Annotated in this window: 13 protein-coding genes; 8 read left to right on the top strand and 5 right to left on the bottom strand. The window is 61.7% G+C overall.

The window, feature by feature from the left end; translation table 11 throughout:
* Nucleotides 1-15 precede the first annotated feature (15 nt).
* Genes IFU31_RS20175 through IFU31_RS20190 form a run of 4 tightly spaced genes read left to right on the top strand, consistent with a single transcriptional unit; the run spans nucleotide 16 to nucleotide 3,986 of the window.
* Nucleotides 16-966, top strand: coding sequence for an ABC transporter permease (locus tag IFU31_RS20175; RefSeq protein WP_192104381.1), 951 nt, complete (start codon nucleotides 16-18; stop codon nucleotides 964-966).
* Between the two features lie 13 nt (nucleotides 967-979).
* A complete protein-coding gene (locus IFU31_RS20180) occupies nucleotides 980-1,867 on the top strand; it encodes an ABC transporter permease (protein WP_192059973.1) in 888 nt (295 codons plus the stop codon).
* The gene (locus tag IFU31_RS20185) at nucleotides 1,864-2,889 is read left to right on the top strand and encodes an ABC transporter ATP-binding protein (RefSeq protein ID WP_192104383.1); all 1,026 of its coding nucleotides are present in this window, start codon (nucleotides 1,864-1,866) and stop codon (nucleotides 2,887-2,889) included. The genes IFU31_RS20180 and IFU31_RS20185 overlap by 4 nt, the downstream gene beginning before the upstream one ends.
* Nucleotides 2,889-3,986, top strand: a complete 1,098-nt coding sequence (locus IFU31_RS20190; protein WP_197975956.1) for an ABC transporter ATP-binding protein — start codon at nucleotides 2,889-2,891, stop codon at nucleotides 3,984-3,986. The genes IFU31_RS20185 and IFU31_RS20190 overlap by 1 nt, the downstream gene beginning before the upstream one ends.
* Here IFU31_RS20190 and IFU31_RS20195 read toward each other — a convergent pair.
* On the bottom strand, nucleotides 3,899-4,468 hold the full coding sequence (locus tag IFU31_RS20195; RefSeq protein WP_192104388.1) for an isochorismatase family protein: 570 nt from the start codon (nucleotides 4,466-4,468) through the stop codon (nucleotides 3,899-3,901). The genes IFU31_RS20190 and IFU31_RS20195 overlap by 88 nt on opposite strands.
* Before the next feature lie 196 nt (nucleotides 4,469-4,664).
* Between IFU31_RS20195 and IFU31_RS20200 the strand changes: the two genes are divergently transcribed.
* A complete protein-coding gene (locus tag IFU31_RS20200; RefSeq protein ID WP_192056360.1) occupies nucleotides 4,665-4,946 on the top strand; it encodes a BrnA antitoxin family protein in 282 nt (93 codons plus the stop codon).
* Between the two features lie 42 nt (nucleotides 4,947-4,988).
* Here IFU31_RS20200 and IFU31_RS20205 read toward each other — a convergent pair whose 3' ends face one another.
* Nucleotides 4,989-5,915: a hypothetical protein gene (locus tag IFU31_RS20205; protein ID WP_192104390.1), complete on the bottom strand. Its 927-nt coding sequence runs from the start codon at nucleotides 5,913-5,915 to the stop codon at nucleotides 4,989-4,991.
* A 248-nt stretch (nucleotides 5,916-6,163) separates the two neighbouring features.
* On the opposite strand from IFU31_RS20205, the gene IFU31_RS20210 reads away from it, so the two are divergent.
* Nucleotides 6,164-7,771, top strand: coding sequence for an ATP-binding cassette domain-containing protein (locus tag IFU31_RS20210; protein ID WP_192104392.1), 1,608 nt, complete (start codon nucleotides 6,164-6,166; stop codon nucleotides 7,769-7,771).
* Here IFU31_RS20210 and IFU31_RS20215 read toward each other — a convergent pair.
* Together IFU31_RS20215 and IFU31_RS20220 are read right to left on the bottom strand one after the other, a co-directional pair.
* Nucleotides 7,768-9,963: a TonB-dependent receptor gene (locus tag IFU31_RS20215; RefSeq protein WP_192104394.1), complete on the bottom strand. Its 2,196-nt coding sequence runs from the start codon at nucleotides 9,961-9,963 to the stop codon at nucleotides 7,768-7,770. The genes IFU31_RS20210 and IFU31_RS20215 overlap by 4 nt on opposite strands.
* Nucleotides 9,964-10,984: 1,021 nt before the next feature.
* Nucleotides 10,985-11,188 carry a hypothetical protein gene (locus tag IFU31_RS20220; protein WP_192104396.1) on the bottom strand — a complete coding sequence of 68 codons (204 nt, stop codon included), beginning with the start codon at nucleotides 11,186-11,188 and terminating at the stop codon, nucleotides 10,985-10,987.
* 360 nt (nucleotides 11,189-11,548) lie between these two features.
* Between IFU31_RS20220 and IFU31_RS20225 the strand changes: the two genes are divergently transcribed.
* Both IFU31_RS20225 and IFU31_RS20230 read left to right on the top strand, forming a co-directional pair.
* Nucleotides 11,549-11,890 (top strand): hypothetical protein, encoded by a 342-nt coding sequence (locus tag IFU31_RS20225; protein WP_192104398.1) that lies wholly within the window; start codon nucleotides 11,549-11,551, stop codon nucleotides 11,888-11,890.
* 59 nt (nucleotides 11,891-11,949) lie between these two features.
* Nucleotides 11,950-12,609, top strand: a complete 660-nt coding sequence (locus IFU31_RS20230; RefSeq protein ID WP_192104400.1) for an ATP-binding protein — start codon at nucleotides 11,950-11,952, stop codon at nucleotides 12,607-12,609.
* Nucleotides 12,610-12,613: 4 nt separating this feature from the next.
* Here IFU31_RS20230 and IFU31_RS20235 read toward each other — a convergent pair whose 3' ends face one another.
* On the bottom strand, nucleotides 12,614-13,135 hold the full coding sequence (locus tag IFU31_RS20235; RefSeq protein ID WP_192104402.1) for a GAF domain-containing protein: 522 nt from the start codon (nucleotides 13,133-13,135) through the stop codon (nucleotides 12,614-12,616).
* Between the last annotated feature and the right edge of the window lie 31 nt (nucleotides 13,136-13,166).

Below are 13,166 nucleotides of genomic sequence, written 5' to 3' on the forward strand. Positions count from 1 at the left end.
CAGAGGATCTGACGCATGCCCAACTACATTCTCAACCGCCTGGGGCAGAGCGCCGTGGTGCTGGTGCTGGTTTCGCTGATCGGCTTCATGGTGCTAAACCTGGCCCCCGGCGGGCCCATGTCGCAATTCGCCCTCAACCCCGGCATGAGCCAGGCCGAGCTGGACCGCATCGCCGAGCAACTGGGCCTGAAGCGGCCGCTGCTGGTGCAGTACATCGACTGGTTCAGCCACCTGTTCGTCGGCGACTGGGGCCACTCGTTTCGCGACGGCCGCCCGGTGCTCAGCGTGATTGCCGGACACCTGCCCGCGACGTTGCTGCTGATGGGCACCTCGACCGTGCTGTCGATCGTCATCGGCACCTGGGTCGGCGTGCTTGGCGCAGTGCGTCGCTATTCGGTGTTCGACACCCTGGCCACGGTGGGTGCGATGGTGGCGCTGTCGGTTCCGACCTTCTGGTTCGGCCTGGTGGCGATCTTCTTTTTCTCCCTGCACCTGGGCTGGCTGCCGGCCGGCAACATGTACACCATCGGTGACCAATCCCTGGGTGACTACGCCATTCACCTGGTGCTGCCGGTGCTGGTGCTGGCCTTGGTCAACGTGGCGATCTGGAGCCGCTACATGCGCTCCGCCACCCTGGACGTGATCGACCAGGATTTCGTCCGCACCGCCCGCGCCAAGGGCGTGCCCTATCGTCGGGTGCTCACCCACCACGTCATCCGCAACGCGCTGCTGCCGATGATCACCCTGGCCGGGCTGCAGATCCCGACCATTCTCGGTGGCGCGCTGGTCACCGAAACGGTGTTCACCTGGCCCGGCATGGGCCGGCTGTTTCTCGACAGCCTGGGCTACAGCGACTACCCGGTGATCATGGGCATCCTGATGTTTTCGGCGGTGCTGGTGCTGTTGGGCAACCTGCTTGCCGACCTGCTGATAGGCGTAGCCGACCCCCGCGTACGGCTGGCCTGAAGGAGTATTGCCGATGACCACTGCCACTCGTTACCTGCCTGCTTCGCCCCGTTGGGCATGGCTGGCCAACCCGACGTTGCGCCGTTTCATGCGCCACAAACTGGCCGTGCTCGGTGTGGTGATGATCACCGTACTGGTGCTGGCCTGCGTGTTCGGCCCCTACCTGCTGCACTACAACGACCTGACTATCGACATCCGCAACCGCTTCGCGCCACCGTTCACCGGCAATCACTACCTGGGCACCGACGCCCTGGGCCGCGACACCGCCGCGCGCCTGCTCAACGCCGGGCGTATCTCGCTGATGGTGGGTTTCTGCGCCATGCTCATCAGCATCGTCATCGGCACCCTGATCGGCGTCATCGCCGGTTACTACCGCGGCTGGGTCGGCGCCGGCCTGATGCGCTTCGTCGATGCGTTCCTGTCTTTTCCCAGCGTGTTCCTGGTACTGGTTCTGGCAGCCTTCACCAAGCCCAGCCCGATGATGATCACCCTGATCATCGCCGTGACCAGCTGGATGGAAATCTCGCGCATCGTCGAGGCTGAAATCCGTTCGCTGCGCGAGCGCGACTTTACCCTGGCCGCACGCATGATCGGCGCCAGCAACCGCTGGATCATGTTCCGCGAACTGATGCCCAACGCCATCGGCCCGATCATCGTCGCGGCCACCCTGACCATCGCCAACGCCATCCTGCTGGAGGCCTACATCAGCTTCCTCGGCTACGGCATCCAGCCACCGTTGCCCAGTTGGGGCAACATGCTCAACGCCGCCCAACAGTACCTGGGCAAGGCGCCCTGGCTGGCGATCATTCCCGGGCTGGCCATCACCCTGGCGGTGACCAGTTTCAACTTCATCGGCGACGGCCTGCGCGACGCGCTGGACGGCAGGAGCGACCTGAAATGAACGCAGATGAAAAGATCGCCGTGGCGCACCTCAACGTCGCCTTCCGCAAGGGGGCCGGCTACGTCCCTGTGGTGCACGACATCAACTTCACCATCGGCGCCGGCGAAACCCTCGCCTTGGTAGGTGAGAGCGGTTCAGGCAAAAGTGTCACCAGTCTGGCCATCATGAAGCTGCTCGCCGAGGCGCCGAAAACCCGCATCGACGGCAGCGCCATCGTTGCCGACCACCACGGCAAGCCTATCGACCTGGTGGCCATGGGCGAGCAGCAGATGCGCCACGTACGCGGCAACCGCGTGGCGATGATCTTCCAGGAACCGCTCACCTCGCTGAACCCGGTGCACCGCGTGGGCGACCAGATCGCCGAGGCGATCCGCTTCCACCAATCGCTGAGCAAGGCCGACGCCCGTGCGCGTGCGCTGGCACTGCTGGAGCAGGTCGGCATTCCCGAGCCGGTCAAGCGCCTGGACTGTTACCCGCACGAGCTGTCCGGCGGCATGCGCCAGCGGGTGATGATCGCCATCGCCCTGGCCATGGAGCCGGACGTGCTGATCGCCGACGAGCCCACCACGGCGCTGGACGTCACCGTACAGGCGCAGATTCTCGACCTGCTGCGCAGCCTGCAGAAGAAGAACGGCATGGCCATCCTGTTCATCACCCACAACTTCGGCGTGGTGGCGGAAATCGCCGACCGGGTCATGGTGATGTACGCCGGGCGTATCGTCGAACAGGGCAGCGTCAGCCAGGTGCTGTCCTCGCCGCGCATGCCCTACACCCGCGGCCTGCTGGCCGCCGTGCCGCGTTTCGAACAGGCCGGGCTGGCGCAGGGTGAGCTGGGCACCATCGCCGGCTTCGTCCCCGATCCCAGCTCGCCGCCCAGCGGCTGCGCTTTCCACCCGCGCTGCGCCTACAGCATCGCCGGCCGCTGCGACAGCCAGGCGCCCGAACTCGAAGAAATCGAACTGGGCCATGACCTGCGCTGCGTGCGCTGGCGCGAACTGCCCGTCGAACACGGAGGTGCATGATGAAAGAACGTCCCCTGATCGACGTCGTCGGCCTGAAAAAACACTTCCCTGTGCGCAAGACGTTTCTCGCCAGCCGCCGCGACCGCGACGACAACCTGGTCCGCGCCGTGGATGGCGTCGACCTGAGCATCGCCCGTGGCGAAGTGCTCGGCCTGGTGGGCGAAAGTGGCTCGGGCAAGAGCACCCTGGGCCGCAGCCTGATGATGCTCGACCCACCTACCGACGGGCACATCGTCTTCGACAACACCGAGATCACGCCCTTCAACGACCGCCTGCTCAAACCCTATCGCAAGCGCATGCAGATGATCTTCCAGGACCCCTACGGCTCCCTCAACCCGCGCATGAGCGTCGGTGAAATCCTCGCCATGCCCCTGCGTTTCCACAACCCTGAACTCGATGCCGCCGGGCGCCGCGAAAAGGCCGGGCAGGCCCTGGAAACCGTCGGCCTCGCCGCGCAGTACCTGGACCGCTACCCCCACGAATTTTCCGGCGGCCAGCGCCAGCGCATCGGCATCGCCCGCGCCCTGACCCTGGAGCCTGAATTCATCATGGCCGACGAACCGGTGTCCGCCCTCGACGTATCGGTCCAGGCCCAGGTGCTCAACCTGTTCGCGCGCATCCGCCGACAGATGAACCTGACCATGCTGTTCGTCACCCACGACCTGGCCGTGGTTGGCCACATCGCCGACCGCGTCGCCGTGATGTACCTGGGCCGCATCGTCGAAATCGCGCCCACTCGCGAGCTGTTCAGCAACCCGCGCCATCCGTACACCGAAGCACTCATGTCGGCGATCCCCATGCCCGAACCGGGGCAGCGGCGGCAGCGGATCGTGCTGCAGGGCGATATCCCGAGCCCTATTTCACCGCCTTCGGGATGTGCGTTTCGCACCCGCTGCCCGTACGTACTGCCCGCCTGCGCGCAGGATCGGCCGCTGTTGAGGGAGGTGGGGGTGGCGCATGGGGTGGCGTGTATTCGGGATGATTTGGAGTTGGTTTCGCCGCTCACCGATCACGCCAGCCCGAGCGCCTCGACGACATCGCTGGCCAGCACCACCTCGGCGTACTCGCTGCCGAGTATCGCCAACGTCAGATCATGAACGGTGCCCGCATCCCAAACGGTTCCATCCGCCCCCGTCACGGGTACCGCAGTAGTGGCGTCCGAGGGGAGGGTGATGCTGTAACCCAGCGCCTTCCCGGCGCGAACGGTGGCATCCATGCTGTTATGAACGACCACGCCCGTCAGCACGAAGCGCGTCACCTGCATGGCCTTGAGCACGGTATCCAACTCGGTGCCAATGAACGCACAGTTCTGCTGTTTGGTGATCACCGGTTCACCGTCCAAGGGGGCAACTTCCCGCTTGATGCCATTCCACGGCCCGTGAGTGTGGTACGTCGATGTGGGCGTTGGTTCATCGTGCTTCACGTGCATTACCGGCCAACCATTCGTACGCCAAAGCTGCAGCAGCCGCTGAATGGTTTCCAGGTAGCCGGGGTTGCTTTTGCCATTCCACTTCGGCTGGTCGATGGCGTCTTGCACGTCGAGGATGATGAGAGGGATGGGGTTGGGCTGGTCGCTCATGGAAGGCCGTTTGATTGGAAAAGAATGGGGGGCAGTGTGCGGTAAGGGGCAGGGGCGTTCAATGGGGGGTGGGGGTGGGATGCGTGGCAGGCGTACCTGAAACAGCTATGATCTTCAGCGCCGCAGGCCTGTGCACGCGCGAGTGATCCTCGAGGTGTGGATCCCGTGCGCCGCATCATTTCCATGAGGAAAGCCAATGAGCGAGAACAAGACCGCTACCGACATCGACTGGATCGACCCTGACGATGCCCCGGAGCTGACCGACGCCTTTTTCGAGCGCGCCGACGAGTACGAAGGTACTCGAGTGATCCGTCGTGGCCGGCCCAAGGCCGGTGTTGTGCGAGAGCGTATTTCGATCCGCATCGAACCTGCCGTGCTCGCTGAGTTCCGAGCCTCCGGGCCCGGTTGGCAAACGCGCATGAATGCCGCATTGGCGGATTGGCTCAAGACCCATGACCCTTCGGATCTGCAGAGTTAACGGCGGGTTTTCGTCGCGAACATCGCGGCCATGCCCAGCTTCTTACGGATGAACGCGCGGTTCTGTTGCTTCGTTCAGGACGCCTTTCCCCGGCTCTGCCGGAACAGACAACCGCTCAAAAAGCGGCTTCATCACCTGCCCCGGAGAGGGGATGGGATTGGCCAACGGCTGATCATGTGCGCTGTTCTCCTGCGTCCTGACGCCGATCACGATGCTGTGGTCAGGCTGCTCCTGTGCATAGGCCGTGTAACCGTTATCCAACGGGTGAATTCTTTCGCCGGGTCGTACACCGGGGTAATTCGGGGCGGGGTGAAAATCGGCGATCACGGCAGTCGTTCTGATCGCCGACAGCACCCAAGGCTGATAGCTGTCAGTGAAGAACGAATAGCACGCAACCAGCACCATGCCAGCTGCAATAGCGCCTCCAGAGTGGAACAACGCCATAGCCGGATTGAACTGAGGAGAGTAATTAACGCCGAAGATTTTCAGGAATGAGGCACCCATCTGAATAGCCGCAAAAACAACCACCGCAATACCTGTGACTGCAAGCAGCAGCAGTCCACCAAGGAACAGCAAAAACGCCACCACCGCCATCCACGCCGGTATATAGAACAGCAACGCCAGCAGGCCAACCGTCAGATCAAAAGACTGCGGCGGCAAGCCCAATGCTTCGGAAACAGCAAAGCGCGATAACCCGGTTGCGACCAGCAGTGCTAACAAGTGCAACAGAACGATAGGCGTTTTGTACAACGGCTTATGCCATTTCTTACGCATCCAGCGGGCCACTGGCAGACACCACATGATGAAGCCCGCAATCATGAAGCCGGCAGCGATCATGCTGGTTACATCCAAAGCGGCAGTGCCCCAGCTTCTGGACAGTAACAAACCCAAGCAGACTAGAACTATCGAAACCATATAAAGCCGATGTGCCACTGAAGTGGCCGCGTACTTGTCCTTCAACCATTGCATATCAGTACCTGAAACCTTACCCGGGGGATCAATGGAGGTTGAGTCACAGGACATGGCCAGCTGTTGGCCACCCTGTCCAATGTGGCTGGAGGTGTTTTGTCCTGCCAGGCCAGCAAAAGGGGGGGCATCCTAACAGGGCTGTTTTCCAAGAGAAGGCCGGGGCAATAACTCGAAACTGAAATGGTGTGACGTGGTAATTCCCCCAGTTCATGCTGATGCTATCCGACGGTCATCACACAAGGAGCCCCATGACCCAACGACATCTCCGGCTAGACCATCTTTGCCTCACCCTGCCAGATGGACGCCTGCTGCTGGACAACCTCAATCACGGCTTCCACGCCAAAGCCACCGGTATCGTCGGCGCCAATGGCAGCGGTAAATCCCTGCTTGGTCAGTTGCTGGCCGCCGAGCGTGCGCCTAGCAGTGGTTGCGTCCGTTGCGAGGGGCATGTCCATCTCGTCTCGCAGTTGCTCGAGCCCGAACGCTTTCCCACCGTGGCGGCACTGGCTGGCGTCGAACATATCCTGCGAGCGTTGCAACGGATTGCGGAGGGCAGTCTCGACGATCACGACCATACGCTCGCGATGGGCCACTGGGATTGTGCAGCACGCCTGTCCGCTGAGCTGGACCTGAACGGCCTGGGTCACTTGTCCGCCGACACACCCACGCACACCCTTAGCGGTGGCGAGCGCCAGCGCGTGGCATTGCTGGGCGCCTGGCTATCCACCGCCGACTGGCTGATCCTCGACGAACCCAGCAACCATCTTGACCGTGACCAACAACAGAAGCTGGCTCTGCAGATCCAGCGCTGGCCGAATGGACTGGTGATGATCAGCCACGACCGCGCCCTACTCGAACTCATGGACGAAATCGTCGAGCTGTCGCCCATAGGTCTTGCTGTTTACGGCGGTAACTACAGCCATTACGTCGCCGCCCGTGAGCAGGAGCAGCACGCCTTCCAGGCGACCTTGCAAAGCGAACGCACCCAAGCCAAACGCGAGCAGCGGGAAATGGCCGTGCAGATGGAGCGGCAGCAACGCCGCAATGCCCGCGGCGATCGTAACGCCCGTGATGGCAGCCAGACCAAGCTGATCACCAACGCGCAGAAAGAACGCAGCGAGAACAGCCAGGGCAAATTACGCCTCACGCAACAGCTCGCCCGCGACCAGCAACAACAACGTATTGCCGATGCGCGTGCGCGCTGCGCCACAGATGTCCAGCGCATCATGCTGCCTCCGGAAACCGTCGTACCCAACGGCAAACTGGTACTCCAGCTTAACGAGCTGATACTGCCGTTCGGGCATGCAGCGCCGATCGATTTGACCCTCACCGGGCCCCTGCGCATCGCAGTCAGGGGCGCGAATGGCAGCGGGAAGTCGACTTTGCTTCAGGTCATCAGCGGCCGTCTGCTCGCACGCGCAGGCAAGGTCATTTGCAATGTGGAGTTAGGTCGGCTGGACCAACACGCCGGGCTCGAACACCCGCAACGCACTGCCGTGCAGTGGCTTTACGAAAGCAACCCGGAGCTGCCCGAAGCCGAAGCCAGGACCCGGCTGGCGCAATTGGGAATCGACGCCGACCGCGTGCAGCTGCAGACCTCACAGCTCAGCGGCGGAGAGCGTCTCAAGATAGCGTTGGCGGCGTTGCTGCACGCGCAACGGCCATCCCAGCTCTTGTTGCTGGACGAGCCCGACAACCACCTAGACCTGCCGAGCAGGCTGGCGCTGGAGCAGATGCTTGGTCAGTACCAAGGTGCGCTGGTGGTTGTATCCCACGACGACGCCTTCATCGATGCGCTGGGCGTGGACCAGGAGTTGCTTCTGCAGCGTCCACACCCGCACTCCATCACCCTTTAGAAATCCACCGTCCCGGAAAACTTCACCAGCCGTGGCTCACCCTGGGTCAGGTAGCCGCCGTTGGCCGAGGCCCAGTAGTTCTTGTCGGTGATGTTCTCCACGTTCATGCGCAAGGTGACGGCCTTGCGCTCGACCTTGAAGGTGTAACGCGCGCCCGCGTCGAAGCGGTTCCAGGTGGGCAGGCTCAGGGTGTTCGCCTGGTCGGCATACTGCCCGCCGGTGCGCAGGGCACGGGCGTTGAGTGCCAGGCCGTTCAGCCCCGGCACGTCCCAGTCCACAGTCGCGTTGAGCTGGAACGTCGGCACGCCGATGGCGTGGTTGCCGTCGTTCAAGCCGCCCGCGGTGTCTTGGAGCTCAGACTGCAGGCGTGTACCGCCGGCCATCAAGCGCAAGCCTTCCACCGGCTCGCCGAACACACTCAACTCGACCCCGCGGTTGACCTGCTTGCCATCGCGTACGTACACATCGACGGTGCCGCCACCGGGCGTTGCAAAGCTCTGCGTGAAACCATCGGTTGGCCGCTCGATGCGAAATGCCGCCAGCGTGGCACCCCACGATTGCTTGTCCAGCTTGATCCCGGCTTCCACCTGCTTGGTGCGCCCCGGCGGAAACGCCTCACCCACGTTGACGACCTGACCCGACGCCGTTGGCCCCGCCGACAACCCCTCGATACGGTTGGCAAACAGCGACACCGACTCTACTGGCTTGTAGACGATGCCATACACCGGCGTGGTGATCGCCTCGTCGTACATGGAAGTGCGCGAGCCGCCGACACCAGTGGTCGACTCATAGGCATAGTTCTGCACCAGCAACTGCTGGCGTCGCAGCCCTGCCGTCACCAGTACCTTGTCGTCAAAGAAACCCAAAGTATCCGACACCGCCAGGCTGCGGTTGCGCGTCTTGCCGGTGATGCCGGGATCGCTCATGTCTCCGGCCGCGAAGCTCACTGCAGTCGGCTTCGCCAGGGGCGCGGTGTTGTAGATATTGGTAGTACCCGTGGATTGATAGAACTCATAGGCATTGCGCTGCTCGGTCCAGATGCTCGACGCGCCCACGCTGATCTGATGGCTGACCGGCCCGGTCTGCAGGTTGCCGTTGATCCCGGTCATGAACGTGGCATTGTCTTCATCGTGCGGAATCTTCGACCCGCCGATGGTCGCCGCACCCGTGCTCGAATCCGTCAGCACCGGCGTGCCGTACACACCGTTCTCACGCGTGTGCTTCGCGCCACCCGCCACGTAGGCCGTCCAGTCCTCGTTGAGATCCCACTCGCCACGCAACATGCCGAAGGTGTCTTCTGTCTGGCTGTAGGTCCAATCCTGACCGTAGTTGTGGCTGGCATCCGGCGCCCGTGGAATGCTCGTGATGGTGCCCAAACGCACCGAGTTGCGCAGGTTGTTGATGCGCTGCTTCTGATAACCGAAATCGCCGGACAGGCGGAAGTTGTCACCCCGATAATCTAGCCCCAGCGTAAACAGCTTGGTGCGCTGGGACTCGTCGTCGATGGCCGTATCACCCTCGCGCTGCGCCAGGTTCACCCGCGCACCGAAACGGTTGTCCTCGCCGAACCGCTGGCCCAAGTCCAGGTGCTCGCCCACGCGGCCATCCGTGCTGATGTCTTGCGTGTAGCGACGGATAGGCTCATCACCTGCCCGCTTGGGCACCAGGTTCACACTGCCGCCCAGCCCGGTCCCCGTCGGGCTCACGCCATTGATGAACGCGTTCGGCCCCTTGAACACCTCGACCCGCTCTACCGCATCGGTGGAAATGATCTGCCGCGGCAATACCCCATACAAACCGTTGTAGGAAATGTCATCGCTCGACAGCGGCAAACCACGAATCACGAACACCTGCGCCTGGTTGCCGAAACCGAACGACTGACGCACCGACGGATCATTGAGCAACACATCGCCCACGTCCTCCGCCTGCTGATCTTCGATCAGCTTCGACGTGTAGCTGGTCAGCGTGAACGGCACATCCATGTTGTCCTGGTTACCCAGTACACCCATCTGCCCACCGCGCGCGACTTGGCCACCGGCAAACACATCGGGTGAAGCGCCCTTGGTGGTTCTGTTGGTTTGCGCGTCGATCGACGTGGCATCGAGCACGAGAGCGTCCGCCGCGTGGGCGCCGATGCTCACAGAGCAGCACAGCGCCAGAAGAGTAGGGCGAGAAGGAAAACGAAGGACCATGGAAGGAATTCCGACGAAGATAGAGGTTAAGGGGCGCCTTCCTGGCAGGTGCGAATGAATCTCAGTCGAATATCCTAGCAAGAGTTTCACGAAGCGTTAACGATTTTTTAAGGGATTTTTCACACGGCACTATGACGGTGCAGCGGAGGGGCAACGTCTAAAGAATGGCAAAGGGCTACCGATAGTTAGTTCAGTGATGGTGTTTCTACCTTTGTCTGGGAAATGGAATTCAAATGAGTCAGCAAGACGACCTGCTCGACGAGCCCATAGCGCCGCGACCACGCGTTCAACAACGTGTGCATCCGGGGTGGTGGTGTTGGCTGTTGGTGCCAGTGGTAGCGGTGGGGATGAACTGGTCGCGGATTGCGGCGTATCTGGAGCCGGCGCGCACGGCTGCGCTACCTCAACCGGTTGAGCGGTTGGAACGGCCAGTTGTTGAGCCTGCGCCTGTATCTGCGCCCGTTGTGCAAGCAGTGGCTCCAGCTGCGCCAAAAAGCTTGCAGGAGTGCATGGGCGGGGACAATGCGATTACTGATCAGACGTTGCGCTGTCGGTATGGCGATGCGCCCAGGCCTGCGCGGGAGGAACGGGCCGTGCAGGGGATGGTGTCGGCGCAGTATCTGGCGGAGTACAAGGCGGGGCAGGGTACTCAGCCGGTTCGGCGTGGTGGTAGCAGCAGTAGCTCTGAGTCGCACCAAATACTCGGTTGGGACAGGAAGAATTCATACACCGCTTCATGGAGTGTCAGCGATAACCGGGTGGATTACGGTAGCGTGTGCAGGGGTTACCGAAGCGGGTCGATTGAATACCGCGAGTGCAGGAAAGGCGCGAAGCAGTGGTTCAAGGAGCAGTGCCGTGTAGAGCGGAATTCGGCACTGCGGGAGCGGTATTGTTCGGCGGGTTCGGGGTTTAGTCCGATGGGGTAGGGAGGCCAGTCCAGTGAGGGGCCGCTTATGTTCAAAGCGACACCATTCGCGATCGACAGGCACTCAGTTTTGCGTCTGACTGATCAGGCGTGAGGTTAGAACCGCAACTTCATTTCAAGCAGAGAATCCTCCACCAACGTCCTGCTCGTTTCCGTCAGCAAGGCCACAGCCTGGTTAAGCGCGCGACAGAGTTGCTGGTTGGCATCGCTCGTTTCCGCGGCAAGCACAGACGCGGTATCTAGCAATTGGCTAGCGCGTTGAAGCGATTGGTAAGCAGCGAGATTCGTTTGATCTTTCATGGGGGGCGACTTCCGTATGTGAGGGGAGATCTGCCAGCACTCGCCGTCAAACGAGTGGGTGGCAGCTGTGCATGGGTTGACGGACCGGTCACATACGAACCCGGCGCACCCGAAGGTGCCCCACGCACAGCCGCCATAGAGTCCGGAGCGGGTGCAAGAGCGCCCGTGCCGAGTCTTGAGACTGCGCGTTCGTATGTAAGACAGGCCGTCAAACCTGGTCACGCATGTGGCGTAACGAGCGGGAGGATAGGCAGGGTGGGTGGGGAGGTCAACTGTGATGCCTATCTAGCCCAGGCACTAGCGCCGGTTGATTGTTTGCAAGCAGTGTCACGAGCATAAATACAAAGAGGCTCGTGGGTCGTGAAGGAGACTTGCTCGAACTCCCCCAATACGCTGGCTCCTGTCCCGGCCATGATCGGCAGCGGAGAAATGGGGGACGTGGTGCGCGACACGGATTGGTCCCGCACCGCCTTGGCCGATTGCCGCTCATGGCCTGCATCCCTGCGCACTGCCTTATCGCTGGTATTAAACACCAAAGGCATCGCGGCCCTTCACTGGGGGCCGCAGCAGTGGCTGCTCTACAGCGACGCCTACGGCCTGTCGCTTTTCGAACTGATCCACCGCGACGACCTGGCGCACACCCAGCAGGGCGCCAGTCTCTCCGCTGATGGCCATGCTTACGCCCGGTTCGACAACCGCTAACGCCCATCATCCGAGTAGGCCCAGCGTACCGGGGAGCCGAGTCTGACGAACAGCCGATAATGCCGGGCAATCAAGTAGTGATTTCGATGACCGATACCGGCAGCGGCATCGCGCCGCTGCACCTAGCCAGGATATTCGAGCCCTTTTTCACCACCAAAGGCGTGGGGCAGGGCACGGGCCTTGGCCTGTCGCAAGTATTCGGGTTCGCCAAGCAATCGGGTGGCGAGATCACCGTGGACAGTGAAGTCGATCAAGGCACCACATTCACACTCTACCTGCCCCAGGCATCCGAGCCGCGCGAGCCACGGAGTGTCGAGGCGACCCATGAGTTGGTACACGGACACGGCACCGGTGTATTGATCGTCGAAGACAACCCTCAGGTGGGCGCCTTTGCGATGCAATCACTGTCGGATTTGGGCTACCGGCCGATCCTTGCCATCAATGGACAGGAAGCATTGGCCGAGCTGGCCCGCGACGCCAGCCGATTCAAAGTGGTGTTTTCCGATGTGGTAATGCCGGGGATGACGGGTATCGAACTCGCCCATGAGATTCGTCGGCGATACGAAGGGTTACCTGTAGTGCTGACATCGGGATACAGCCATGTGCTGGCAGAGAAGGGAACCGATGGATTCGAGTTGTTGCATAAACCGTATTCGGTGGAGCAGTTGTCGCGCCTGTTGTGTGGGGCGGTGTGTACACATCGCTCGAACGTGACCTGAGCTATCACTCCAACTCAATCCCGGCACTCGCCACCTTCACCGCCAAGCTCGCAAAGAATATGCACCCGATCAACCGGGCAAAAATCTCCAGCGTTTCGCACACATCCGGATCTTCAAACAGCACAGGCCGCGAATCGATCGCGCAGAGCGCTCCGTACAACCGGCCATCAGGCAGAAAAATGGGCACGCCTACATAACTGTCCAGATCATAGGTCTTGACGATCAGTCGTGAGGCAAAGCTCTGGTCATGGCTCACTCTCGGGATCAGCAACGGCGCGGGATCCCGCTGAAACTCGCTGCAGATCGTGTCTTCCAGCGGAAAAGCCTCACCCGCACCGATTCCCAGGTCAGCGGAATCGTGCACTGAGCAGATGACCAACTCAGCGTCGCCAAATTTGGTGATCGCGGCGAAGCGCATGTTGGTGAGCCTGGTCACCAACCGCAGGATGTTGGTAGTGGCTTCGATTTCAGCAATGGCTGAACGTTCTTCTTGGGACAGGAGGCTGGGCGGGTAGTCTAGGGCCATGGGGTACCTCGTCGTTTTGGGGAGTTTGCGG

Source organism: Pseudomonas sp. CFBP 13602 (genome assembly GCF_014842725.1).
GTDB classification, from domain to species: Bacteria; Pseudomonadota; Gammaproteobacteria; order Pseudomonadales; family Pseudomonadaceae; genus Aquipseudomonas; species Aquipseudomonas baltica.

Coding starts and splice junctions, on each gene's coding strand:
- IFU31_RS20175 (WP_192104381.1), top strand. CDS start 16: ATGCCCAACTACATTCTCAACCGCCTGGGGCAGAGCGCCGTGGTGCTG.
- IFU31_RS20180 (WP_192059973.1), top strand. CDS start 980: ATGACCACTGCCACTCGTTACCTGCCTGCTTCGCCCCGTTGGGCATGG.
- IFU31_RS20185 (WP_192104383.1), top strand. CDS start 1,864: ATGAACGCAGATGAAAAGATCGCCGTGGCGCACCTCAACGTCGCCTTC.
- IFU31_RS20190 (WP_197975956.1), top strand. CDS start 2,889: ATGAAAGAACGTCCCCTGATCGACGTCGTCGGCCTGAAAAAACACTTC.
- IFU31_RS20195 (WP_192104388.1), bottom strand. CDS start 4,468: ATGAGCGACCAGCCCAACCCCATCCCTCTCATCATCCTCGACGTGCAA.
- IFU31_RS20200 (WP_192056360.1), top strand. CDS start 4,665: ATGAGCGAGAACAAGACCGCTACCGACATCGACTGGATCGACCCTGAC.
- IFU31_RS20205 (WP_192104390.1), bottom strand. CDS start 5,915: ATGCAATGGTTGAAGGACAAGTACGCGGCCACTTCAGTGGCACATCGG.
- IFU31_RS20210 (WP_192104392.1), top strand. CDS start 6,164: ATGACCCAACGACATCTCCGGCTAGACCATCTTTGCCTCACCCTGCCA.
- IFU31_RS20215 (WP_192104394.1), bottom strand. CDS start 9,963: ATGGTCCTTCGTTTTCCTTCTCGCCCTACTCTTCTGGCGCTGTGCTGC.
- IFU31_RS20220 (WP_192104396.1), bottom strand. CDS start 11,188: ATGAAAGATCAAACGAATCTCGCTGCTTACCAATCGCTTCAACGCGCT.
- IFU31_RS20230 (WP_192104400.1), top strand. CDS start 11,950: ATGCCGGGCAATCAAGTAGTGATTTCGATGACCGATACCGGCAGCGGC.
- IFU31_RS20235 (WP_192104402.1), bottom strand. CDS start 13,135: ATGGCCCTAGACTACCCGCCCAGCCTCCTGTCCCAAGAAGAACGTTCA.